Source organism: Pseudomonas sp. ADAK13 (assembly GCF_012935715.1).
Classification (GTDB): domain Bacteria; phylum Pseudomonadota; class Gammaproteobacteria; order Pseudomonadales; family Pseudomonadaceae; genus Aquipseudomonas.
The window spans coordinates 5,935,637-5,959,284 of sequence record NZ_CP052860.1 but is presented as its reverse complement, the minus strand read 5'-3'; the positions used below and the strand labels follow the sequence as shown (position 1 = coordinate 5,959,284).

Annotated in this window: 25 protein-coding genes and 2 pseudogenes; 14 read left to right on the top strand and 13 right to left on the bottom strand. The window is 59.0% G+C overall.

Annotated features, from left to right (window positions below; genetic code table 11):
- The first annotated feature begins 168 nt into the window (after window positions 1-168).
- The 5 genes from HKK54_RS27345 (at window position 169) to HKK54_RS27325 (ending at window position 4,721) form a co-directional block, all read left to right on the top strand.
- Entirely contained in the window at window positions 169-858 is a 690-nt protein-coding gene (locus HKK54_RS27345) for a GntR family transcriptional regulator (RefSeq protein ID WP_169388488.1), read from the top strand.
- 22 nt (window positions 859-880) lie between these two features.
- The gene (locus tag HKK54_RS27340) at window positions 881-1,558 is read left to right on the top strand and encodes a DUF2848 domain-containing protein (RefSeq protein WP_169388487.1); all 678 of its coding nucleotides are present in this window, start codon (window positions 881-883) and stop codon (window positions 1,556-1,558) included.
- 7 nt (window positions 1,559-1,565) lie between these two features.
- Entirely contained in the window at window positions 1,566-2,906 is a 1,341-nt protein-coding gene (locus HKK54_RS27335) for an amidase (RefSeq protein WP_169388486.1), read from the top strand.
- 150 nt (window positions 2,907-3,056) lie between these two features.
- A complete protein-coding gene (locus HKK54_RS27330; protein ID WP_169388485.1) occupies window positions 3,057-4,382 on the top strand; it encodes an MFS transporter in 1,326 nt (441 codons plus the stop codon).
- Window positions 4,383-4,430: 48 nt separating this feature from the next.
- Window positions 4,431-4,721: a LysR family transcriptional regulator gene (locus HKK54_RS27325; RefSeq protein ID WP_237151007.1), complete on the top strand. Its 291-nt coding sequence runs from the start codon at window positions 4,431-4,433 to the stop codon at window positions 4,719-4,721.
- 353 nt (window positions 4,722-5,074) lie between these two features.
- Here the strand turns inward: HKK54_RS27325 and HKK54_RS33730 are convergent.
- Together HKK54_RS33730 and HKK54_RS27320 are read right to left on the bottom strand one after the other, a co-directional pair.
- Window positions 5,075-5,436: pseudogene (locus tag HKK54_RS33730) on the bottom strand (serine/threonine protein kinase); the annotation flags it as partial.
- A gap of 166 nt (window positions 5,437-5,602) precedes the next feature.
- Window positions 5,603-6,748 (bottom strand): asparaginase, encoded by a 1,146-nt coding sequence (locus tag HKK54_RS27320; RefSeq protein WP_237151006.1) that lies wholly within the window; start codon window positions 6,746-6,748, stop codon window positions 5,603-5,605.
- Window positions 6,749-7,142: 394 nt separating this feature from the next.
- On the opposite strand from HKK54_RS27320, the gene HKK54_RS33725 reads away from it, so the two are divergent.
- Complete coding sequence (locus tag HKK54_RS33725; protein WP_237151005.1) at window positions 7,143-7,283, top strand: hypothetical protein; 141 nt, start codon at window positions 7,143-7,145, stop codon at window positions 7,281-7,283.
- A gap of 222 nt (window positions 7,284-7,505) precedes the next feature.
- Here the strand turns inward: HKK54_RS33725 and HKK54_RS27310 are convergent, their stop codons facing one another.
- Window positions 7,506-7,946, bottom strand: a complete 441-nt coding sequence (locus HKK54_RS27310; RefSeq protein WP_169388484.1) for an RrF2 family transcriptional regulator — start codon at window positions 7,944-7,946, stop codon at window positions 7,506-7,508.
- 99 nt (window positions 7,947-8,045) lie between these two features.
- Between HKK54_RS27310 and HKK54_RS27305 the strand changes: the two genes are divergently transcribed.
- Both HKK54_RS27305 and HKK54_RS27300 read left to right on the top strand, forming a co-directional pair.
- Window positions 8,046-8,519 (top strand): nuclear transport factor 2 family protein, encoded by a 474-nt coding sequence (locus HKK54_RS27305; protein WP_169388483.1) that lies wholly within the window; start codon window positions 8,046-8,048, stop codon window positions 8,517-8,519.
- Window positions 8,520-8,529: 10 nt separating this feature from the next.
- Entirely contained in the window at window positions 8,530-9,447 is a 918-nt protein-coding gene (locus HKK54_RS27300) for an NADP-dependent oxidoreductase (RefSeq protein ID WP_169388482.1), read from the top strand.
- Window positions 9,448-9,479: 32 nt separating this feature from the next.
- On the opposite strand, the pseudogene HKK54_RS33720 reads toward HKK54_RS27300, so the two are convergent.
- Window positions 9,480-9,668, bottom strand: a pseudogene (locus HKK54_RS33720) (cyclase family protein); the annotation flags it as partial.
- 31 nt (window positions 9,669-9,699) lie between these two features.
- Window positions 9,700-10,617: an alpha/beta hydrolase gene (locus HKK54_RS27290; protein ID WP_169388481.1), complete on the bottom strand. Its 918-nt coding sequence runs from the start codon at window positions 10,615-10,617 to the stop codon at window positions 9,700-9,702.
- A 188-nt stretch (window positions 10,618-10,805) separates the two neighbouring features.
- Between HKK54_RS27290 and HKK54_RS27285 the strand changes: the two genes are divergently transcribed.
- The 3 genes from HKK54_RS27285 to HKK54_RS27280 all read left to right on the top strand — a co-directional run bounded on the left by HKK54_RS27285 (window position 10,806) and on the right by HKK54_RS27280 (window position 12,417).
- Entirely contained in the window at window positions 10,806-11,702 is an 897-nt protein-coding gene (locus HKK54_RS27285) for an AraC family transcriptional regulator (protein WP_169388480.1), read from the top strand.
- Between the two features lie 36 nt (window positions 11,703-11,738).
- The gene (locus tag HKK54_RS33865) at window positions 11,739-12,044 is read left to right on the top strand and encodes a hypothetical protein (protein ID WP_442962315.1); all 306 of its coding nucleotides are present in this window, start codon (window positions 11,739-11,741) and stop codon (window positions 12,042-12,044) included.
- A gap of 154 nt (window positions 12,045-12,198) precedes the next feature.
- Entirely contained in the window at window positions 12,199-12,417 is a 219-nt protein-coding gene (locus HKK54_RS27280) for a transposase (protein WP_237151004.1), read from the top strand.
- A gap of 85 nt (window positions 12,418-12,502) precedes the next feature.
- On the opposite strand, the gene HKK54_RS27275 is transcribed toward HKK54_RS27280, so the two are convergent.
- The 8 genes from HKK54_RS27275 to HKK54_RS27240 all read right to left on the bottom strand — a co-directional run bounded on the left by HKK54_RS27275 (window position 12,503) and on the right by HKK54_RS27240 (window position 20,527).
- Window positions 12,503-14,089 (bottom strand): aldehyde dehydrogenase (NADP(+)), encoded by a 1,587-nt coding sequence (locus tag HKK54_RS27275; RefSeq protein WP_169388478.1) that lies wholly within the window; start codon window positions 14,087-14,089, stop codon window positions 12,503-12,505.
- A 73-nt stretch (window positions 14,090-14,162) separates the two neighbouring features.
- A complete protein-coding gene (locus HKK54_RS27270; protein ID WP_169388477.1) occupies window positions 14,163-14,807 on the bottom strand; it encodes an amino acid ABC transporter permease in 645 nt (214 codons plus the stop codon).
- Window positions 14,808-14,817: 10 nt separating this feature from the next.
- Window positions 14,818-15,513, bottom strand: a complete 696-nt coding sequence (locus tag HKK54_RS27265; RefSeq protein ID WP_169388476.1) for an amino acid ABC transporter permease — start codon at window positions 15,511-15,513, stop codon at window positions 14,818-14,820.
- Between the two features lie 79 nt (window positions 15,514-15,592).
- Window positions 15,593-16,399, bottom strand: coding sequence for a transporter substrate-binding domain-containing protein (locus HKK54_RS27260; RefSeq protein WP_169388475.1), 807 nt, complete (start codon window positions 16,397-16,399; stop codon window positions 15,593-15,595).
- A 27-nt stretch (window positions 16,400-16,426) separates the two neighbouring features.
- Window positions 16,427-17,245, bottom strand: coding sequence for an amino acid ABC transporter ATP-binding protein (locus tag HKK54_RS27255; protein WP_169388474.1), 819 nt, complete (start codon window positions 17,243-17,245; stop codon window positions 16,427-16,429).
- A gap of 201 nt (window positions 17,246-17,446) precedes the next feature.
- Window positions 17,447-18,370, bottom strand: coding sequence for a dihydrodipicolinate synthase family protein (locus tag HKK54_RS27250; RefSeq protein WP_178121002.1), 924 nt, complete (start codon window positions 18,368-18,370; stop codon window positions 17,447-17,449).
- A 61-nt stretch (window positions 18,371-18,431) separates the two neighbouring features.
- Window positions 18,432-19,679, bottom strand: a complete 1,248-nt coding sequence (locus HKK54_RS27245) for a DegT/DnrJ/EryC1/StrS family aminotransferase (protein WP_169388472.1) — start codon at window positions 19,677-19,679, stop codon at window positions 18,432-18,434.
- Window positions 19,680-19,714: 35 nt separating this feature from the next.
- A complete protein-coding gene (locus HKK54_RS27240) occupies window positions 19,715-20,527 on the bottom strand; it encodes a shikimate dehydrogenase family protein (RefSeq protein WP_169388471.1) in 813 nt (270 codons plus the stop codon).
- Window positions 20,528-20,792: 265 nt separating this feature from the next.
- Between HKK54_RS27240 and HKK54_RS27235 the strand changes: the two genes are divergently transcribed.
- The 3 genes from HKK54_RS27235 (at window position 20,793) to HKK54_RS27225 (ending at window position 23,638) form a co-directional block, all read left to right on the top strand.
- On the top strand, window positions 20,793-21,716 hold the full coding sequence (locus HKK54_RS27235; protein WP_237151003.1) for a LysR family transcriptional regulator: 924 nt from the start codon (window positions 20,793-20,795) through the stop codon (window positions 21,714-21,716).
- 138 nt (window positions 21,717-21,854) lie between these two features.
- Complete coding sequence (locus HKK54_RS27230) at window positions 21,855-23,411, top strand: UxaA family hydrolase (RefSeq protein WP_169388470.1); 1,557 nt, start codon at window positions 21,855-21,857, stop codon at window positions 23,409-23,411.
- A gap of 23 nt (window positions 23,412-23,434) precedes the next feature.
- Window positions 23,435-23,638, top strand: coding sequence for a hypothetical protein (locus HKK54_RS27225; protein ID WP_169385833.1), 204 nt, complete (start codon window positions 23,435-23,437; stop codon window positions 23,636-23,638).
- Window positions 23,639-23,648: the final 10 nt, after the last annotated feature.

Here is a 23,648-nt window from a genome sequence, read left to right as displayed (position 1 = left end):
AGTCGGGCAGATAAGTAACAAGTAACACAGCCGGCCCTGCCCTCCACCGCCCTTGTGATTTCGCCAAGCCCTCATAGATCATGCTCCAGGCCGCCCGCCAAAAACTGGCACAGGCTTTGCTTTGTTCTGAAAATCATCTGATATATCAGATGATTTTCAGGAGAGAGCATGTTTGAACCGACCGATTTTATAAGCCGTCACCCACCCGCAACGGCTCCCACAAAAAGCGCAGCGCAACTGCGTGAGCTGGCCTATGCACAAATCAAACAGCGGATCATCAACTGCGAGTTTCGCCCTGGCGATGCGATCAACGAGGCACAGTTGACCGCTGCACTGGGCATCGGCCGAACCCCCATCCATCAAGCGCTGCACCGCCTGGAAGTGGAAGGTATGGTCACAATCATGCCGCGCAAGGGCGTGATGGTGACGGCCCTATCGCTTAACGATGTACTCGACATGATCGAAGTGCGCGTCAGCAACGAACAGCTGTGCGTCAAGCTCGCAGTTGAGCGCGCCAAGGCCACTGACATCCAGGCCATGCGCGACATTCTGGAGCGCACCCCTGCCCTTTTAGCCAAGCACGACGTAGCCGGGCTGATGTCGCTTGACCTGGAGTTTCACATGTCGATTTCGGCCGCCGCCCACAACCGCGTGCTGGCCGAGTTGCTGCGCAACCTGCACGAAAAACAGGCTCGCTTCTGGTACCTGACCTTGTCGGAAAACCACCACAGCGAACGCATCTACCACGAACACCTGCAAATCCTTGAAGCGGTGGAACAGCGCGACGGCACCGCCGCCATTGCCGCGATCCATCACCACATTGACGATTTCCGCCGCGCAATCATGCGCACGCTTTGATCACTCACTACGAGAAGCTTTCATGACTCAAATGACTTTCCACGTCGTCGGCCAAGGCGAACACCAGGCCAGCATCAAACACCTGATCATCGCTGGCTGGGCGGGACGTAACAGCGAAGCGGTCGAACACCACATTGCCGAACTGGAAGCGCTGGGCGTACGCCGGCCTACCCAGGTACCGTGCTTCTATCGTGTGTCTGCCAGCCTGTTGAACAACGCCGAGACTATTCAGGTGCCGGGCAAGGACTCCTCCGGTGAGACCGAGTTTGTACTGATCCCGAGCGAGCAAGGCCTGTTGATCGGCCTGGGCTCGGACCACACCGACCGCAAGGTCGAAAGCTATGACGTGACCGTGTCCAAGCAGATGTGCGACAAACCCATCGCCCAGCAGGTATGGCGCTACACCGAGGTACAGGAACACTGGGATCACCTGGTGATGCGCACCTGGCGAGTGCGTGATGGCGTGCGAGCGCTGTATCAAGAGGGGCCGGTGACCAACCTGCTCGCGCCGCCAACCCTGCTCGCAAAACTCAATAACGACGCCGCGTTGCCCGCCGATACGGCTATGTTCTGCGGCACGCAATCGGTGATCGGCGAGCTGGGTTACGGCGAAGCCTTTGAAATGGAACTGTTCGACCCCATCCTCAACCGCAGCCTGCGCCACCAGTACGGTGTCGAGTCGCTGCCTGTCGCTGAGTAAACCCACGATGACCACGATTGCAGAATTCGCGCAGAAGCTTGCCGAGGGTCGCACCACCAGTGAGGCACTGGTGACCGAGGCATTGAACCGTATTGAAGCGCATCGCACAGCGGGCGGCACGGCCTATATCAGCGTCGACGCCGGCAGCGCCTTGAACGCTGCACGGACCAGCGACCTGGCGCGTGCATCCGGCTATGTGCCGTCGGCGCTGGCCGGGCTGCCCGTATCGATCAAAGACTTGTTCGACGTGGCCGGGCAAGTCACAGCAGCCGGCTCGCGGTTACTCGCCGATGCACAGCCCGCCCGCAACGATGCGGTGGTCGTCGAGCGCCTGAGGGCGGCCGGCGCGATCTTGCTCGGCCGCACCAACATGAGCGAGTTTGCCTTTTCCGGCCTGGGGTGGAACCCCCACTACGGCACGCCGCTCACGCCGTGTGCAGACGGGCGCATCGCCGGGGGTTCCAGCTCCGGCGCCGCCGTGAGCGTGGCACTGGGCATGGCGGTGGCAGGCTTGGGCACCGACACCGGTGGCTCGATCCGCATCCCCGCGGCCTTCTGCAACCTCACTGGTTTCAAGCCCAGCGCCAGCCGTGTGCCGATGTCCGGCACCTTCCCTTTGGCCGCCAGCCTGGACTCGGTCGGCGCACTGTCAAACAGCGTCGCCGACTGCATCCTGCTGGACCAGATACTCAGCGGCCAATCGCTGGATACCCGTGCCGTGCCGCTGGCCGGGTTGCGTCTGGCGGTCACCCGCGACGTGGTGCTCGACCAACTGGATGCCACCGTGGCGGCAGCGTTCGAGCGCAGCCTGGACCTGCTCGCCAAGGCAGGTGCACATATCCGCTGGTTCGACTTCCCGGAGCTGCATGAACTGCCACGCATCAATGCTGCAGGCGGGCTCACGGCGGCCGAAGCCTGGCAGGGCCATCGCCAGTGGCTCGAAGGCGACCGCAGCGAGGCTTATGACCCACGCGTTGCACAACGCATACGCCGTGGCGCGGCCATCAGTGCAGCCGATTACCTGGACATCCAGGACGAACGTCAACGCCTGATCAGCGTGGCGCGTGAACGCCTGGGCGACGCCGATGCGTGGTTGCTGCCGAGTGTCGCAGTGGTGCCGCCAACGCTTGCCGACCTGGCGGATGACGCGGCTTTTTTTGCCACCAACGGCCTGGTATTGCGCAATACCAGCGTGCTCAATTTTCTGGACGGCTGCGCCATGAGCCTGCCTTGCCAGCGTGGCGACGAACTGCCCGTAGGCTTGTCGATTGCCGGCCTGCACGGCCAGGACGCACGGGTGCTGCAAGTGTCTCGTTCGATCGAGGCGCTGTTACGCCAGAGCACGTAACGCACTGCCGTTGAGCCAACGGCGGGCGCGACCTGCCCTTGGTTCACTTATTGACTCACAGCAAAAATTCCACGGCGGCCGCCCGTGCGGCCGCACTCGCCTGCCAATCGGCTTGCGTACTCCATGCGCAACGAATTGACGAGACAACTTATGAACCCAAGTAACGCAACTTCATCGCTGGAACTGGACCACTCGCCGATGTCCGACGAAGTGGCGGTTGTGTATCGCAAGATCGCCTGGCGGTTGCTCCCGTTCCTGGTATTCCTCTTCGTACTGGCCTGGATCGACCGGGTCAACGTCGGCTTCGCCAAACTGGCGATGTTGCAGGACCTGGGTTTCAGCGAGGCCGTCTACGGCCTGGGCGCCGGGATTTTCTTCATTGGTTACTTCTTCTTCGAAGTGCCCAGCAACCTGCTGCTGGAAAAAATCGGCGCGCGGCGCACACTGGCCCGCATCACAATTATGTGGGGCCTGACGTCCATCGCCATGGCCTATGTCGAAAGTGCCTGGTCGTTCTACGTGTTGCGGTTTCTGCTCGGTGCGTTTGAGGTGGGCTTCTTCCCGGGTGTGGTGCTGTACCTGACCTACTGGTTCCCGGCGGCGCAACGCGCAAAGATCAACGGCATGTTCATGACCTCTTTCGCCATCGCAGGCGTGGTCGGCGGCCCACTAGCCGGGTTCATCATGAGCCACATGGTGGGGGTCGGCAGCCTGGCCAACTGGCAATGGCTCTTCATTCTCGAAGGCATTCCCTCGGTGATCGCTGGTTTCCTGGTACTGCGCTACCTGCCGGAAAAACCCATCAATGCCAAGTGGCTGAGCCCGGCACAACGCAAGATGGTCAGCGACACGATCGCCCGCGAAGACCAGGCACCTGGCAAACACAGCGACCTGCGTTCGCTGATTCGTTACCCCAAACTGTGGTTGTGTGCCCTGGTGTATTTCTGCCTGGTCAGCGGCAACGCGACCATTGCGTTCTGGACCCCGTCCGTCATCAAGGCGCTGGGGGTGGACGACACCATGCGTATCGGCCTGCTCTCCTCGATACCGTTCATATTGGGCACTGCGGCGATGCTGTGGAACGGCTTTCACTCCGACAAAACCTCTGAGCGCCGCGTGCATTGCGCCATGGCCGCGCTGCTCGCCGGGCTCGGGCTGATTGGGACCGGGTTGTTTATCGGCAACGCCGTTCTGGCATTGATCGCCCTGACCATTGCGGCCATGGGCATCCTCGCAGCGTTCCCGGTGTTCTGGTCGATTCCAGGGGCCTTTTTGGCCGGTACTGCGGCCGCCGGAGGCATTGCCTTGATCAACTGTATCGGCAACCTGGCAGGGTTCGTGGCGCCCTACATGATTGGCTGGCTGAAAACCCTGACCGGTAGCTTGTCCGCAGGACTGTATTTGGTCGCAGGTTTCGAGTTGCTGGCAGGGGTGTTACTGCTGTTGTTATTCAAAGGGGTAAAAGTCAGCAAGTAGCACGTGCAAGGGGCGTCGTTTTTTACTGCAGCAAACAAGGACATTTCATTGAAAAACCAACCATTCGTACCACTCCACACATTGTGGTTTTTTGAGGCGGTGGCGCACCAGAAAAGCTTCACCAAGGCGAGCCAGGTGTTGTCTGTTACGCAAAGTGCGGTGAGCAAGCAAGTAAGGAATCTGGAGAACAGCCTGGGGCTTGAACTCTTTGAACGAAGCTGCGCAGAAGTGAAACTCACCGAGGCGGGAGCAATGTTATTGGAGTGTGTCCAGCCCATGCTGAAGTCTCTCCAGCAAGTGGTGCAGACGATTCACTCAACAACGAGCCCCCCTTCCTAAACAATCCAGGGGACGCTGAATTCATCGCGCTGAGCGCCCCCTGTTCTCAACGTATGTGCAGCGAATCGAGATTTCGAAGTTCCTGGAGTGCATCGGCCAGCGTCCAGGGACCTGTGCACACCGATGCAAATTCATGGGTAACGCACCTGAAGTTATCGACGGAATCACGACAGGATGGTATCTAGGTACGGACTGGTCAGGTGGCGTAGTGGCTAATAACGAGCATCCGCCTTTAATTGTCGCCTTCAGTACCAACGAACGACCGCACATGCAGATACACTGCGAAGTCGCCTTGGGAAGGCTGAAGTGCGTTTCGTTAAAAGGGTTCACATCGTTCGGCCCCTGTTCTGTGATCACCCTTTACGCCAATGCCTCAAACGTTGAAGCCTGGATGAAGTGAAGGCAAATGCGTCACGTAATTGCTTGGAACTCATCGCTCGGTCTGCCACGTCGAACGCCAGCGCGGCTCGCAAAGCTGATCAACAGTGCTTCGGTAAATCCTCAGGTGCCGGTAACACTCCAGAAACTCATTGCGTGGCTGACCCGAGGACAAGCTGCGAAACGGCTGTTTGCCCCCCGCCAGCTCGTAGATCACACACGCTACGGCGTACACATCAGCACTGGCAGACAGAGGCTGGCCTTCGAGCAGCGCCGGGGCGGCGTTACCCGGGGGCTAGACGTTGAAGCGGTTGCGGCTCAGGTGCGGAAAGCCGGGGGCTTGAGTCGGGAAGTCTGAAAGTCGATCACATCTTAAATGTTCTCGCCCGACTCCCCCGCTACTGCACCGCAGCCGCTCATAGAAACCAGCCTGTAACTCGAAATGGCTCCCGTTGTGGCTTACAGAGAAGCTTCGACGGCACCCCCGAATCTACGCACTAGTACTAGCGATCAAATGCGGCTTGAAGTTCTGCCTGACCGCTAATACCGCTCTGCAACAAGAGCATGAGAAGCAGGCGCGCCTTTTGAGGGCTCAGATCGCCGGCCATCACTGCACCTGCTTCGTAGGTGGTCTTGCCGCCGCCAACGAAACCATAGACCGGCATCGTGCGGCCGTTGGGCACTCGGGTCGCAACCACCACCGGTACCTTCTTCGAAAGGGCGTACTTGACCGCCTCGAACATAGAGACGTTCATGTTGCCCATGCCAACAGCTTGCACCACGATGCCTTTGGCACCCTGGTCGACAGCATAGCGCAGCAGCGACCCATCGGCCCCACCGAACATGGCTAGAATCTCTACGCGCGGCATCTCTGCGGTACCGATGTCGATATGCTGGCGGCGCAGCGGTGCGTTAGTGAAGATGACCTTGTCCTCCCAGACCTCGCCAAGAAAGCCGAAGTCACCAGACTTGAAGGTCTCGACATCTCCTGTGTGAGTCTTGGTGACGCTGCGCGCCGCATTGATCTGGTTGTTCATCGCTAACATTACGCCCTTGCCGCGGGCTTGCGCCGTGGTAGCTATGCGGATGGCATTGAGCAGGTTTCGCGGACCATCGAAATCGGGCGAGGATGCATTACGCTGCGCACCGATCAGGATCACCGGCTTGTCGGACTTGACGGTTAGGTCCAGCCAGTAAGCCGTTTCTTCCATCGTATCGGTGCCGTGCGCGATGACAACGCCGGCGACCTCGGGACGCGCGAGCGCATCATCAACGGCCTTAGTGAGACGTGTCCACCACTTCGCTTCGACATAGTTGGCCGACATGTTCGAGAAGTTGTTGACTTCGACGATCGCGTATTTGCCGGCATCTGGCACCGTCTGCATCAGGTCATCTCCCGAAATCGCGGGGACGACACCTTTGGTCACCGGGTCGATCTTCATGGCTATCGTCCCGCCCGTGGCGATGAATTGCACCACAGGTTGTGCCTGGGCTGATGCATCCATCGCCGCGAGGCACATCGCCAAAGTTACAAGCGTTTTTCTCAATGTCCTCATGCACGAATAGTTGCGCCCGTTGGCAACCTGGGTGGTTTTATCGCCATATCGCGTAGACGAAGCGCTTAGAACGGTTCCAATCGAAATATCCATTTATCTATCCAAATTTTTTGTTGTGTTGGGATTGGGTTTCAAGCAGCAATGAGAATGTTGTTGCGACAGATCTTATGCACTGCTGGTACCAGCGTCTATCTCACACGAGAAAATCTGAACATTGAGAATGGGCATGGATGGAGACAACTGAAGAATTGTGAACAGGACGATACTCTCCATAGAGTCCCATAGCAGACCGAAAAGGATTGACCAGCGATAATCAACTCCTCAGCCGCCCACACGAGCTCTATCTACAGCTTTCTGCGCTGATCAGAAATCCAACTCCTTTGCCTGCTTTGATAGAGAAGTCATCGACCATCTCTCAAGCAATGCCTACGAGCTTCTAAGGGCTTGTTTCTAAGAAGGTACATATCTAACGATTTACCAGTACCAGATGACTGGCCGTCTGCCAGAGCGTGACGTGATGCTGTTGTGGCTTACTCACACCACTGGTATTCGTGTCACCGAGCTGGCCTTGCTGGAGATGGGCGACATGCTGTATCCCTGCGGCTCTCGCGTAATGCCGAAAGATTAGCAAGCTTGCGGCCAGGTAGAGGTTTATGGTGAGGCGGGAGAGGTCACGATTGTCGGTCAACGCCACCGGTAATCAGCGCAAAAAAATCCACATCACTCATTGGGCAAGTGAACAATTAGCGCTGCTCTTTAGTGCATCCTATCGCCAGCAATGCCTTGCGTAGTTCCTCGGTATCGATCCAGCGGACGCTGAGTTCATGGCGCTGGCGTCCCGGTTCGCCACCTACGTACGCTGCGTATCGAGGCTGCGAAGTTCCTGGAGCGCATCGGCCAGTGTCCGCCCACCCAACAAACGCGACACCGACTCATCGACTTCGTCAGCCAAATTCCCAAAGAACCGTTCAACATTACAGCTGACGAGACAGCGGTGAGGGATATCGCTGCGCCCGACCCACAGCTTCTTGCCCCCCATCGACACCTTGTAGATATCGCCGAGCGTGATCGCAGTGGCGTCAACACCAAGGCTCACCCCCCCGTCTCGCCCCATAGTCGAGTGAACAAGGCCCGCCTGAATCAAGGGCACCAACAATCGTCTGACAAAGGTCGGATTGGAATCGACCCCCTCAGCCAATTGAGCAGAACTCAAGCGTTCGACGCCTTCGGCCTGAGCCAGCGCCAGGCTGAGCATCATCTGCAAGGCCGTTGGGAAACGGACATCGATCATTTACGACTCCCGATCATTTTAATATGCATCTATTATTGTTGCATATATGTCGCGGTGGATGTATTTCTATGGGCACACATTATCCCAAGGAGAACTCCGATGTCCGAAGAACGTGAAATTCAGCAGGTCATGGCGCGCTATGTCAGGGCGGCTGACTACCGAGACGGCGAGGCAATGAGCAACCTTTTCCTGGCCGACGCCAAGGTCGAGGTTTTCTACAACAATGCTGGCACACCCGAGCTTTTTGGCGAGGTGGCCGGATCGGAGGCAATTGGCGCAGCCGTTACCACGATGATGAAACCGCATCCACCACGGGGTTGGAGCCACCACACCACCCATGACCCGCTCATCGAGGTGAATGGCGACAGCGGGACACTGGATGTCCATTTTGTGGTGTTCAACGTTGTCGGTATGCAAAAGCCTGAAGGCGGTTGGCCGCAAGGAGCGTTTGGCGCGCAAGGCACTATTACCCCGATCGAGAGTGGCTACTACCGGCCTATCCTGGAGAAAGTCGATGGGCGTTGGATGATCGCGCACATGCGCATTTATCACGACATGCCGTATGCCTTCTAGGAAAAGTACTATGAAAGGTGTTTTTTATAGTGGCTTCGGAGGATCGGAAGTCCTCCAATACGGTGATTTGCCAGAACCGAAGCTGTCGCAGAACTCAGTGATCGTGCGAATGAAAGCCGCGACCGTCAACCCGGCCGATATCGCATTACAGGCCGGTTTTGGCGAGAGCTTCATGGAGACCTGGTTTCCGGTAGTACCTGGATGGGACCTTGCCGGCATCGTCGAGCGTGTGGGGGCCGGGGTAGTCGAGTTCGAACCAGGTGATGAAGTCATCGCCTATACGCATCAACACATCATGCATAACGGCACCTATGCCGAGCTGGTGAGCGTGCCCGTGGAACGCTTATGGCGAAAGCCGAAGAACGTGTCATGGGCCGAAGCGGCCGGACTGCCACTTGCCGGTCTGACGGCCTATCGTGCGGTGATTGAAACGTTGCGCGTGTCCGAAGCAGATACCGTTCTGGTGCTCGGTGCATCAGGAGGGGTAGGCTCGCTGGCGACCCAACTCGCGGTGCTCTCAGGCGCTACCGTCATTGGCAGTGCTTCTGCCCAACACCACACCTATGTGAGGTCGCTCGAAGCAGAACCCATGCTGTCGAATGATGTCGCCGAACTCAAAAGGCACACATCCACCGACGTGACGGCCATCGTGGATTGCGCCGGCCACGGCAGGTTGGCGAAGGCTATGGCTGCTGCCCCAAATGCAAGAGTCTGCTCAATAGCGGACAGCGGCCCCGGGATAACTACAGTTTTCGCCCGACACGATACTGAGATTCTCGCACGGCTTGTCGACCTGGTTGAAGCCGGGGCTCTACGAGTGACGGTTGCAGCCTCGTTTGCCTTGGCAGATGCCGCACTCGCACAGGACGTGCTGAAGGCAAGGACCTGCGGACCAGGAAGATTAGTCCTCGTTCCAGGTTTTACCTGACAGCATCGGGTGGACTCGTGGAGGGTCACTGCTCACACACCCTCCTCGAAGATGGCAACCACCCTCACAAAACCAGCCGAGGCGTGTTTGATCTTGTAGGGGAAACACGAGACCTCAAAGCCGTGGGCAGGCAACGTTTCCAGATTAGAGAGTTTCTCCATCTGTCCATAGCCAATCTCCCGTCCAGCCTTGTGCCCTTCCCATATCAGGGAACTGTCCCCATAGGACCAGTAGCCGCAAGCGGAAAAATACTCAAACCAGCAGATTTTTTCGATAGAACTCGGTGAGCCTCACTATCGCTGGCGTTACGTACTGCTCTTTGTCGTAGAGATCGACGTGACTCGCACCTTCTACCCAAAGTAACTCCTTCGGCTCTCCTGCCCTGGGGAAAGCCTCTTCCGTCATCCACTTGGTGGCGGCTTCCGTTCCTACAATGGCTAGCAAGGGACGTGGTGCAACCCTGTCGATGAAGCGGAAACCCTCAAATAGCGCCATCTTGTCGACGCTGACCCAAGGCATCTGTTTAGTAGATCGCGGATGATAAGCACGAGGAGTGCAGTAATACTCCCATCCTTCGTATACGTACTGACCGAGCGTGCGGGCCGCCGCTTCATCAGACGGAAAAATCGGGAAGGTTTGTGTCCCCTCGCCGCGCTCTTGGGCAGTACGTGCCTTCGCAGCACTATCCAGCATCATCTTGAGAACCTCAGGAGGTTGCTTCCCGTCATAACCCACCCGGAAGAATTCGCCAATACTGACGCCACTAACCATAGCGACAGCTTTAACTCTATGGTCGGTCGCGGTGGCCGGAATCACATACCCGCCAGCGGCGCAAATACCCAGCAGGCCAATTCGCTCTGAATCAACGTCATCACGAACGCTCATGAATGAAACTGCAGACTTAATATCCTCAATGCGATGTGCCGGATCTTCCAAACCACGCGGCTCACCTGCACTTTCACCGCTGTAAGCTGCGTCGAACGCGAGCGTAATAAAACCCTGCTCTGCGAGATAACGGGCATATAAGGCAGCGGTTTGTTCTTTTACGCCACTAGCAGGATGCACCACTACAACTGCCGCTTGTGGCCCGCTCGCCAAGCCATCTGAGCTGTAAAGATTGCCCACGAGGTTGAGCCCGGCACTTTCGAAAGTAACGATTTTTTGCTTCATGTTGAAATTCCTTACCGGCTTAATTGCTGGAGTGAACGTGCTGCCTAAAGCCTAGCGACTGGCATTGACGCAATTGAACAATGCCAGGAAATTTCAGAGGTAGCCTGAAGCTGCCATTCATCTGCACAATCCTTCCAAATGTGATTTCATCGGGTACGCATCGTTTGCTGGCGAGGTAGAGTTTCGTCATGAAAAAGAACACAAGTTTGCTGGACGAGTTGAAGCAACTCATCCTTCGCCATGCCGCATCGCACGCTGCTCGACCCGCGCTCCCAAACGTCGTGTTATCGAGCTATTTCGCGCCGACGCAGCCAGTCCGCCACATCGCCGAACCTGCCCTGGCCCTCGTGGTACAGGGCGCTAAACAGGTCGCCCTCGGCAAGCAGGTATTTCGATATGCCACAGGGCAGTATCTGATTTACCTGGTCGATTTGCCGCTTAGCTCAAATGTCATACAGGCAAGCGAAGAGGAACCACTGCTGGGCCTTGGATTAGTCCTGAGGCCCGAAGCGATAGCTTCGTTGTTGTTAGAAAGCAGCGCGCCACAAAAAAAGAAAGGTGAGCAGTCCAGTATTGCTGTAAGTGAATTAAGTGATGATCTACTTGATCCCGTTGTCCGGCTCATAAGGCTTTTAGATAAACCGAACGACATTCCAATTTTAGCGCAGTCAATTGAACGCGAAATTCTGTGGCGCCTCATTAACGGGGAACAAGGTGCAATGGTCCGGCAGCTTGGCCTTGCTGACAGCCGAACGATGCAGATCGCACGAACGATTAAATGGATCAGAGACCACTACGCAGAGACCATCCGAATAGAGAAGTTGGCAGACGTAGCAGGTATGAGTACTACATCGTTTTATCGGCATTTCCTAGCGGCGACATCATTAAGTCCTATCCAATTCCAAAAGCATGTTCGACTCCAAATGGCTCGATCACTGTTGGCCTCTTCCTTGAGAGGGATAGCGGATATAGGTCTTGCGGTCGGCTACGAGAGTCCTTCTCAGTTCAGTCGTGAATACCACCGTTTGTTCGGACGACCTCCACGTGAGGATGGGAAAATACTCAGAAAAATTGAGAGTGACTAACATCCAGCAATCCTCCGTAGCATTGGTACACGCACCTTGGCCAAAGAGCTGCAAGCGAATGGACATCGTGTCGGGCGGTACATGGCCCGCAGCTTGATGCGCGAAGCTGGTATCGCCAGTCGTCAGCGCCGGCGCCATAAGTACAAATCGCCCGGCGTTCACCGTTTGGCAAACATTCTTTTCAGTCAACGCACCTCGCCTAGACCTGACCAGATTAAGTGCGGCCTGGAGTCGGCTCTCGGACACATCAATTGGAAAGTTTCGAGTGACCTTGTAGTACTTTGCAGCGTGGTGGAAGGCATCCAAGCTATCTTTGTTGTCGTCAGAAAATATGCGCTCTGAGAATGGTTATCCCAGAACTGCCAGTCATTCAGGTACATAAGCGCAAAATACGTATCCTTCCGGCCAAGTCATTTACCCAGCCCCGCGAGGCCAAGACATGGTGTGCACTTAAATTTAAGTGGGCACCAGTTCCAGTTTTTTAAGCGGGTATTTCATGCAGCCACAACGCCGTTCCTACTCCAAGTCCTTCAAGGCCCAGGTCATTCAAGAGTGTGCCCAGCTCGGAGCTTCAATTGCCAGCATCGCGCTCAGCCATGGTCTTAACGCAAACTTCGTACACAAATGGATTCGGGCGCAAGCGCAGAAAAGCACGGCGCTGCAACCTGCATTCATTCCGTTACCCATGCAGTTGACTGCAAGCCACCAGCGCTAGGTCAAGACCAGAATCCACGATGCATGGCCTAGAGTCTCTTTAGTTTTAACGTCCATGTATCCGTAGCCCCAGTTCTTATCATGTATTAAGGCACGATGCTCTCGCTGCTCCAGGCACCGTTTACCAACCGTGTCACTCCCAGGGGGTTTACATTCTGCAAGGCAGCAGGCAGCAAGCTGTCCGGGTAGTTTTGATAGCACAACGGGCGCAGGAACCGATCAATCGCCATACTACCGACGGAGGTACCCCGGGCATCACTGGTAGCCGGGTACGGGCCGCCATGGATCATCGCGTCGCAGACCTCTACGCCAGTCGGGTAGCCATTGACCAGGATGCGACCGACCTTCTCCTCCAACAGCGGCACCAACCAGTGGTACTGACGCAGGTCGCCAGGCTCACCGATGAGGGTTGCTGTGAGTTGGCCGCGCAAGGCCTGCAACGCCCGCTTGAGTTCGGCGTCGTCAGCCACCTCGATCAGCACCGTGGTCGGACCGAAGACTTCTTCCTGCAGCAAGGGATGGCCCTCAAGCAGCAGGTTGACGTCGGCCTTGAACAACTGCGCCTGAGCCTTGGTGCCCTGCTGCGGCTGACCTGCCAGGTGCGTGATGCCTGCGCACTCAGCCAAGGCGCTGATGCCGTTCTGATAACTGAGCAGGCCACCCGCATTGAGCAGGGTTTGCGGTGCCTGTGCCGACAGGTGCCCCTTGAGCTGCTCGGTGAACGCTGTGAATGCCGCACCACGAATACCGATCACCAGGCCAGGGTTGGTGCAGAACTGCCCGGCGCCCAGCACCACCGAACCCGCCAGCTCGCCAGCGATGGTTGCGCCACGGGCGGCCAGGGCACCCGGCAGCAGAATGACGGGGTTGATGCTCGACATTTCGGCAAACACCGGGATTGGCTGCTCACGCTCAGCGGCGATCTTGCAAAGGGCCTGCCCACCGTGTAGCGAGCCGGTAAAGCCCACCGCCTGGATGGCCGGATGCGCGACCAGGGCCGCCCCGACACCTTGACCGAAGATCATGTTGAACACCCCCGCAGGCATGCTGGTGCGCGTGGCAGCGCGTTCAATGGCGCAGCCCACCAGATCGGCGGTCGCCATGTGGCCGCTGTGGGCCTTGACCACCACCGGGCAACCGGCCGCCAGCGCCGAAGCGGTGTCGCCCCCTGCCGTGGAGAAGGCCAAGGGGAAGTTGCTGGCACCGAATACCGCTACTGGGCCGACGCCGATTCGGTACTGGCGCAGGTCTACGCGTGGCAACGGCTGGCGGTCCGGCAGCGCCAGGTCAATGCGTGCACCTAAGAAGTCGCCACGGCGCAGCACTTGGGCGAATAGGCGCATCTGGTTGCTGGTGCGCAGACGTTCGCCCTGAATACGCGCGGGCGGCAGCGCAGTTTCCCGGGAGACAATGGCCACGAATTCCTGGTCCAGCGCCTCCAGTTCTTCGGCGATCGCCTCCAGGAACTCTGCGCGCCGCGCCGGGCTCAGTTGGCGAAAAGGGCCAAAGGCGCTTTTTGCAGCTAAGGCGGCCTGCTCGACTTCTTCGAGCGTGGCCTGGTGGAAGGCATACGGCAGGGCTTCACCGCTGGCGGCATCGACGCTTTGGTGACGGGTCTCGCCGAGGCCGCTACGGGCGCCCGCGATGAACTGTTGGCCAAGTACAGGAAGCATTTTCAACTCTCTCTATTGCATCGGCCCGTGGCCGAAACGAATGAAATGTACAGGAAACGGTGTGGGCTGTACTTCACGTACGGGTCATCTTGCGCTCCGTGTACGCGGCCAGCGAGGTCAGCGGGAAGCAGATTAAAAAGTAGATGACGGCGGCGATGCTGTAGATGACGAACGGGCTGAAGGTCGCGTTGTTCAGCACCTTGGCCGAGTAGGCAAGGTCGAAGAACCCGATGACCACCGCGTTGGAGGTGTCCTTCACGATCTGCACCAGGAAGCCCACGGTGGGCGGCACGGCGATTTTGATCGACTGGGGCAGGATCACGTACAGCAACCGCTGCGTATTGGTCAGGGCCAGGCATTCGGCGGCTTCCCACTGGGTCTTGGGCACCGACTCGATGCAGCCGCGCCAGATCTCCGCCAGGTAAGCCGATGCGTAAAGCGACAGCGCGAGGCCTGCAGCGAGCAGCGCCGGCACATTGAAGCCGCTGAAGCCCAGGCCGAAATAGGCCAGGAACATCACCACCGGCAGCGGGATCCCCTGGACCGTGTGGATGAACGCCAGCACCGCATTGGCCAGCAAGCGGTTCGATGACACGCGCATCAGCGCCAGCGGCAAGCCAAGGATCGAGCCCATGATGAAACCGATGGCCGACAGCAACAATGTCCAGCCCGCACCCGTCAACAGGAAGACGAACTGATCTTGAGTCAAGACGAACATGAATCCCACCTCACTGAGCTAGACGGACGGACCGTTGAATGCGCCGCTTGCGCGGGAAGATATAAGCCGCCGCCCAGAAGCAGATGACCTTGATCAGGATGGCCAGCACCAGGTAGACCGCCGCGATGATCAGGTAGACCTCAAAGCCCCTGAACGTGAATGACTGGATCATGTAGGCCACACCGGTCAACTCTTCGACCGAGATTTGCGACATCAATGAACTGGCCAGCATCAACAGCACGAACTGGCTGACCAGAGCGGGGTACATTTTTTCCAGCGCCTGGGGGAGCAGGATGCTGGTAATCAACTGGTACTTGGTCAAGGCCAGGCAGGAGGCTGCTTCAGTCTGGCCGCGATGAATGCTGCCCAGTCCGGCGCGGATGATTTCGGCGGTATAGGCCCCCGCATTGATCGCCAGGGCGATGATCGCGGCGTTCGTCGCGCCGATCCGAAATTGCAGCACCGCCAGCCCGAAAAACAACCAGAACACCTGGATGATCAACGGGGTATTGCGCACCAGTTCCACATAGACCACCGCCACCACGCGGACCGAGCGCGGCCCATAAGAGCGCCCCACTGCCGTCAGCGAGCCGACTACCAGCCCCAGGACCATGGACACCACACTCAGGTACAAGGTCTTGATAATGCCGTCGACAACGTTGGGCCAGTACTCTTGCAGAAAGGAAAAATCAAAGATGTACGACATATTCCGGTCCCGACAATCCGTCAGAGAAGAAAAACGAACCGGGGCAACGCGCCCGGTTCGTCAGGTGCTGGAGCCCGTCTCAGGGTTTCAGCAGATCAGCGGGCAAGGATTGGCCAAAGTACTGCACGAAGATCTTGTCCAGCTTTCCATTCTCGACGTTCTTGGTAACCCACGCGTCCAGCCAGGCCTTCAGCTCTGGCTCCTGCTTGCGCAGGCCGATGGCGAGGGGGTAATGCGCCATGTTGAACTTGATTTCGATGTTCTTGGCGGGCACCTGCTTTTGCAGTTCCTGGACCGTCGACAGGGACGCGGCGATGATGTCCTGCTGCCCGGTGACGACTGCCGTGTTGGCCGTGGCCTCGTCTTCATAACGCACCACGTTGGCTGAGACGGAGGCGCCCTTCAGCGACTTGGTGAGTTCGATATCCGCCGTGGTGCCGCGCGTTACGGCGACGCTCTTGCCCGCCAGGTCACCCACCTGGGTGATCGCATTGGCTTTTTCGCTCGCTACCACCAGGTAATCCACCGCATACGGCAGGGAATAATCGACGACCTTTTTGCGCTCTTCGGTGACGGAGAACGAGGCGATCACCACATCGGCCTTGTTCGACAGCAGGAACGGCACGCGCGCCGCGCCGGAGACCGGAATAATCTTCAGCTTCACGCCCAGGTCCTGCGCCAGCAGCCTTGCGGTGTCGACGTCCGAGCCCGACTCGCCCGCCGTCGCATCAATTTTGCCAAACGGCGGATAGCTGACATCGATCGCCGCCACCAACTCCCCGCGCTTCTTGATATCGTCCAGTGCGTTGGCGTGGGCCTGGACCGACAGCGCGGTCACCGCGAGCATCGTGGCCACACGGAGTACATTAATTGTGATCGCTTTCATGAGAACGTATTCCTGAGTTGTTTATAGTTATAAGCCGCTGCCGATGAATTGCGCCAACTCCTGGGAGTCGGGTGATGTCAGTATCTGGGCACCGCCTTTTTCCCAGACCTTGCCTTGGTGCATGAACACGATCTCGTCCGAGACCGACCGGGCAAATGCCATTTCATGGGTCACCAGCAACATGGTCATGCCGTCGGCCGCCAACTTTTCAATCACCTTGAGCACTTCCCCGGTCAGCTCCGGGTCGAGCGACGACGTCACTTCATCGAACAGGATCAACCTGGGGCGCATCGCCAGGGCGCGGGCAATCGCGACACGCTGCTGCTGGCCGCCGGATAATTGCTCGGGATAGTTGTCGATCTTTTCCAGCAGCCCCACTTGGTTCAATACGTCCCTGGCCACATCCAAGGCGTGGTGCTGGCTGACTTTCAAGACTTTGCGCAAGGCCAGCGTGACGTTGTCCGCGACGGTCAGGTGCGGAAACAGATTGAAGCTCTGGAAGACGATGCCGACTTCCTTGCGCAACTCGCGCAAATCACTGCCGGGGGTGGACAAGTCGCGGCCACAGACCTTCAGCGTTCCACCATCAATGCGTTCCAGGCCGTTGACACAGCGCAGTGCCGTGCTCTTGCCCGAGCCACTTCGACCAATCAACGAGATGACCTGGCCCGCCTTGATGTCCAGCGTTACGTCTTTCAGGACCTGCAGGCTCCCGAAGTTCTTGCGTACACCGTCGAACGACACCAGCGACGGGCGTTTCTCGTCCACATCGCCAGTGTTCCACCCTCCCTGGGACACGACCAATGTGGGCTTGGCAAAGCTGTTTTCACTTATTCGGCCTGACATTCAAATACCCCTCACATCGAGATATATACAGCTAGTGGCGGCAGACGCTGTCATCGCAGCAGAAAATCACAATGACTGGCAGTTCTTGTTTTTATTGACCTCATGAGCTCTTTCGCTCCAACTCCAGGCGCTATGAATGTCGTTCCCTCAGACAGCTTAGGCGAGTAGCCCGGGTACCTCGTTCGTACCGGGGCCTCGACCTTATTTACCCCAATGCAAGGCGATCGGGTTGGCCGCCCTGGCCAGTTCGAGCAGACCTTCACGTGTCTTCGGATGCAACGCCTCCAGGGGATGGCGCACGCTGTCGGACTTGATGACCCCGCCCTCCTTCATGACCGTCTTGGCTGCACGCAGCCCGCACTGGCGGTTCTCATAATTGATCAACGGGAGTATCCGTTCGTAGGCCCGGATAGCGTCCTGGCGACGGCCTTCGGCATGGGCGGCCATCACTGGCCGGATCAGGTCTGGAATCATCGCGCTGGCCATTACGCCACGCGCACCGGCATCCAGGTCGGCCATCAGGGTGATCGCCTCTTCACCGTTGAAAGGCCCCTCGATATTGCTGCCGCCGAGTTCTATCAACTCGCGCAGCTTGGCGGCAGTGCCGGGCACTTCGATCTTGAAGTAACGCACCAGCGGCAAGTTACGCGCCACTTCTGCCAGGAAGGTGGTGGAGAGCGCCACGCCGCTCAGTGGCGCGTCCTGGATCATGATCGGCAACTGGCACGCCTCTGCGACGCGGGCGAAATGCTCACGGATCAGGCGCGGCTCAAGCTTGATGCCCGCGCCATGGTAGGGCGGCATCATCATGATCAGTGCAGCGCCATGGTCTGCCGCGTGACGTGCACGCTGGCCAGCGACCTGGGTGCTGAAGTGGCTGCAGGTGACCATCACCGGCACACGCTCCTTGACGTGCTCCAGGCAGAAAACGGTCAACTGCCGGCGCTCCTCATCCGAGAGCAGAAACTGCTCCGAGTAGTTGGCCAGAATACAAATGCCATCGACGCCCTGGTCGATCATGCAGTCCAGCACACGCCCCTGCCCCTCGAAATCGAGTTCGCCGGCGTCGGTGAATGGCGTGGGAGCAACAGGAAACAGCCCCGAGTACGGCCCAGTCGTTTGCATCGCAAGAACCTCTTCCATTTGGGAAACGCCAGGCCGGGCAACGGCCTGTCGTGTGTATGAGTCAGCCCCGGCCGTAGGCCGTCAGCACTTTGCGGATCGCGTGGGCGATGCCTTGCAGGTGTTTGTCCTCGAAACGGTCGGTCCACCACATGCACACCGTTTCCTTGCAGGCGGTTTCCGCCACCGGGCAGACGCTGCTGGAAAAGTCCTGCGGGGTTACGCCAGGCAAGGTGAAAGGCAGCCCCGAGGTACCGAACGTCTTGCGCTCGCGGATGACCGGGTAGCTGTAGAGCGGCACCTCGCCCGGATAACCGATGAAACCGTCAATGCCTTCCGCCACCAGCGCTTTCATGACATCGCGCATCGAGCACTTCAGTTGCGCGGTGTCGACGCGGAACGAATAGAAGAAGTACACCCCGCGGGTCTGCGGCAGTGGCAATACCGGCTGGATCGGCAACCCCTCCAACAACTCGGTCAGGCGATCGGCCGACGCGATACGTGCCTCGACGAACTGCGGCAGTTTCTCGACCTGCGCCAGGCCGACGGCGGCCTGCAATTCGGTCATGTGGTAGTTGGGCGCCAGGAACAGATGGTCGCGGCCACCACGCTCACGCGGCCAGCCCTTGTCACTGCTGGCGCGCAGGCCACGGCCGTTGTATTCGTCGCGGTTGCTGATCACCATGCCGCCGTCACCGGTGGTCATGTGCTTGGACTGCTGGAAGCTGAAGCACCCTACATCGCCGAAGGTGCCGCACAACTGGCCCTTGTAGTAGGCCAGGTGCGCCTGGGCGCAGTCCTCGATCACAAACAGGTTGTGCTTTTTGGCGATCGCCATGATCGCGTCCATGTCCGCCGGATGGCCGTACACGTGGGTGACGATGATCGCGCGGGTTCGCGGGGTAATGTTCTTCTCGATGGAGATCGGGTCGAGGTTCTGCGTGAGCGGGTCGACATCAGCGAAGACCGGCACCGCGAGTTGCGCGAGTACCGGAATCACGGTGCCAATGTCCGTCACTGGCGACAGGATGATTTCGTCCCCAGGTTCGGGGTTCAGGTAGATCACCGCGGTATGCAGCGCCGCTGTGCCGTTCGCCACCGCCACGGCCGTGGACACGCCATACATCTGCGCCCAGCGTTGCTCGAACTGCCGGGTCTTGGGCCCGACCAGGAAGGACAGGCTGCCGGACCGAATCACTTCCAGCAGGAGTTTTTCTTCCTCGGCGTCGAATGTGCGCCCGGACGCATCACGAAAGCTCGGCAGGGTTCCTTCGATGGCGCGTGGTCCGCCATGGATGGCTAATTCATTCATGATCAATCCTTCTTATTTGAAGTGAGTGCAACCGCTTACAGGCCGAGGAAATCCGCCATCAACTGCACCTGGTGTTCCAGCATGTGGCGTCCCAGGTGGACCCGGCAGCCGATGCCCTCGGCTGCGTTCAGCAACGCCGTGCGCTCCGGTTCCTGGACCACTTCGGCGACGGTCATCTGCGCAGTCAGCTTGTCGACATCCAGCGGCAACGGGTCGGTGGCGTGCATGCCCAGCGACGTGCCATTGATCACCAGTTGGTGGCCACTGGGATCACGGGTTCCCAGAGCGACCTCCAGGGACGGGTAATGCCGCAGCAGCCGTTCCTTGAGTTCAAGACTCTTGTGTTCACTGCGGTTGGCCAGGGTCAGCCGGGAGATGCCGGCGTTGGCCAGCGCGAAGGCCACTGCGTTGGCCGCGCCACCGGCACCAACCAGGTACACCGACTGGCCGGCGACTTCGATGCCGGCATGCTGCAGCCCCTGCAGGAAGCCGACGCCATCGAGTTGATCGCCCACCAGGCGGCCATCGGGCAGGCGCCGGATGACATTGGCGGCGCCGACGGCTGCGGCCTGTTCACTGAGTTCGTCACACAACCCCAGGATGGCTTGCTTGAAGGGCACCGTGACAATCGCGCCATCGAAGCTCAGCAGGGTTCGAAGACTGTTGACGAAAGCTTCGAAGTCTTTGGGCGCGACATTCATGGGCACCATGATCGCGTCACTGCCGCGCTCACGGGCAATCCGGTTGATCTTGGGCGGCGCTTTTACATGTTCGGTGGGGTGAGCAAGAATCCCCAATACCCGGGTTCTGCCCGTCACTTCTAGGGTGTTATCCAGCCTGTCAGGCATGTACGTGGCTCCTCTCTATAAAAACAATCCGGGCTGTTTTGCGGGCTCTACGACGAAACACTAAACACCGCAAAACCGGATGGATTAAAAGTACTGCACTTCCTGCAGGCCGAGTAATGAGAAGTCGACCGCCCTCGATAACCGTCAGCTATCCCCGGCTGAAGACGGGCTCCAGCTAGCGCCTGCTACGGGACCGGAGCCGGCTGGAGTTTTCCGATGAGCTGATGCCTAATGCGCAGCACCTATAAAAAAAGGCGCCTACCTGATGATGACGATGCCGACCCTGGAGACCATCTCCTCGCGCCTTCGCCTCAAGCAATTGCGCCTGTTGGTTGCGCTGGACGACCACGGCTCCATCCACCGGGCCGCCGAAATCATCGGCATCACCCAGCCCGGCGCCACCAAGGCCCTGCACGATGTAGAGGAAACCCTCGGCGCGACGCTGTTCGAGCGCACCAGCAAGGGGCTCAATGCGAATGCGATGGGCCGTTGCGCGATTCGCTATGCACGGTTGATCCTGACTGACCTCTCCCATCTTCGGCAGGAAATGCAAGGGATCTTCCAGGGACACGGGGGCCGCATCACCGTCGGCACGATCATGGGCGGCGTGCCGCTGCTGACCGACAGCCTGCTGCGGCTGCGCAAGCGTCAACCCCAGGCGACCATCGAGATTGTCGAGGACACCAGCGTCAAGCTGCTGAGCCTGCTGGACCAGGGCCGGCTGGACGTGGCGCTGTGTTACCCCAGCGTGAGCCCGCGCCCCACCGCCTATGACAGCATCAGCATGAAACCCGAGGCGCTGGTGGTCATGGCCAACCCCAAGCATCCGTTGGCGGGGCGCAGCTCGCTGGCCCTGGAAGACCTTGCGGATTCAGGCTGGGTGGTTTTCTCGGCGAACATGCCGCTGCGCCAGACCCTGGAGCGTGAGTTCCACGAGGCAGGCGTGAATTTTCCGGCGCACCCCATCGAAACCTCATCCACCTTTGCCACGTTGCTACTGCTGATCAATGACCCGAACCTGGTCGCGGTGTTGCCTACCGACGTGGCCGAGCTGCCGCTGTTGCAGGCCATGCTGGCGCTGCTGCCTTGTACCATCACGCCCAAGACCGAACCGTTCGCCATCGTCACGCGCACCCAGGTGGAACTCTCGCAACTGACGCACCTGCTGATAGAGGAACTGACGAAGTAGCCCGGCGGCGCCACATAGATAACGCCCGGTTATCTAAAGCCTCCGGATTTTCATTACCCGCCCCGTCGAGCCGGCGTTAGGATCGGGCTATGAACCCTGTAGCCCAGCATCCGCTTTCCCGCCCAGTAAGGTGCCGTAATGGAATTGATTGCTAAAACAAGTGCGCAAAGCCAGATTGCAGCCGCCACGATTCGCCTTGACCCGCATGACGATGTACTGATCGCACGCCAGCCGCTGCCTGCCGGGCTCTTGCTGGAAGCAGAAGGTGTGGTGGTGCGCCAGGCGATTCCTGCCGGGCACAAGGTCGCCGTGCGGCGTATTGAGGCCGGCGAGAATGTTCGCCGTTACGGCCAGATCATCGGTGTCGCGTCTGAGGCGATTGAGGCCGGTGCGCATGTCCACAGTCATAACCTCGGCATGGCGCACTTTTCACGCAACCATGAATTCGGCATCGACGCCAAGCCGACACCGCAGCGAGAAGCGACGTTCATGGGCATCGTTCGCCCGGACGGCCGCGTGGCAACGCGCAATTACATTGGCGTGCTGACCTCGGTGAACTGCTCGGCCACCGTGGCGCGGGCAATCGCAGATTACTTCCGCCGTGACATTCACCCTGAAGCGCTCGCGCCATACCCGAATGTCGATGGGGTGGTGGCCCTGACCCACGGCATCGGCTGCGCCGTGGACCCCGGTGGCGTGGCCTTGGCCATGCTGCAGCGAACGCTGGGAGGTTATGCCGTTCACGCCAACTTCCATTCCGTGCTGATGATCGGCCTGGGATGCGAGACCAACCAAATCGACGACCTGCTCAAGGCCCAGCACCTGAGCGCCGGCCCGCACCTTCGGGTGTTCACCATCCAGGGCACCGGGGGCACCTCGAAGTCCATTGCCAACGGCATCGAGCAGATCAAGGCGCTCCTTCCGACCGCCAACCAGGTACACCGCGAGACAGTCAGTGCCAAGCACCTGATTGTGGGGCTGCAATGCGGCGGCTCGGACGGTTACTCCGGGATCACCGCCAACCCGGCCCTGGGCAATGCGGTTGACCGGCTGGTGGCGGCAGGCGGCACGGCGATCCTCTCCGAAACGCCAGAGGTCTATGGCGCCGAGCACCTGCTGACACGCCGCGCGGTGAGCAGCGCGGTCGGTGAAAAACTCATCGCACGTATTCGCTGGTGGGAGGACTACTGCCAGCGCATGAACGCCGAACTCAATAACAACCCATCGGCCGGCAACAAGGCCGGTGGGCTGACGACCATCCTGGAGAAATCCCTCGGCGCCGTAGCCAAGGGCGGTTCCACCAACCTGGTGGATGTCTACGAATACGCCGAAGCCGTCACCGCCCACGGCCTGGTGTTCATGGACACCCCCGGCTACGACCCGATCTCGGCCACCGGCCAGGTGGCGGGCGGTGCCAACCTGCTTGCGTTCACCACAGGCCGCGGGTCGGCGTTTGGCTGCGCGCCCTCGCCTTCGATCAAGATCGCGACCAACTCGCACATGTTCAACCATCAGGAAGAGGACATGGACGTGAACTGTGGCGGTATCGCCGACGGCACCGATACGATCGAGGAACGCGGCGCCCATATCTTCGACATGCTGCTGCGCGTCGCTTCCGGAGAGCGCAGCAAAAGCGAACTTCACGGCTATGGGCAGAATGAATTTGTGCCTTGGCAGATTGGCGCGATTACTTAAGGCTTTGAAGGGGGGAGATAACAATGGAGGTGCAGGAATGGGTGATCATTTATGATCACCCGCCCTTTGAACTGCCGCTGCGGCGCGAATTCACCTTGTGGAGCAAAGTGTTCGACAGCGACTCGACGCACCGTTGGATGTGCCACTTGCTTCAGGAAATCGCTGCGGCATATACCCTACGCACGGCCAAGCTTCCCCGCTCGTATCATCCTGAACGTAAAGGTTAGCTAAACGCAG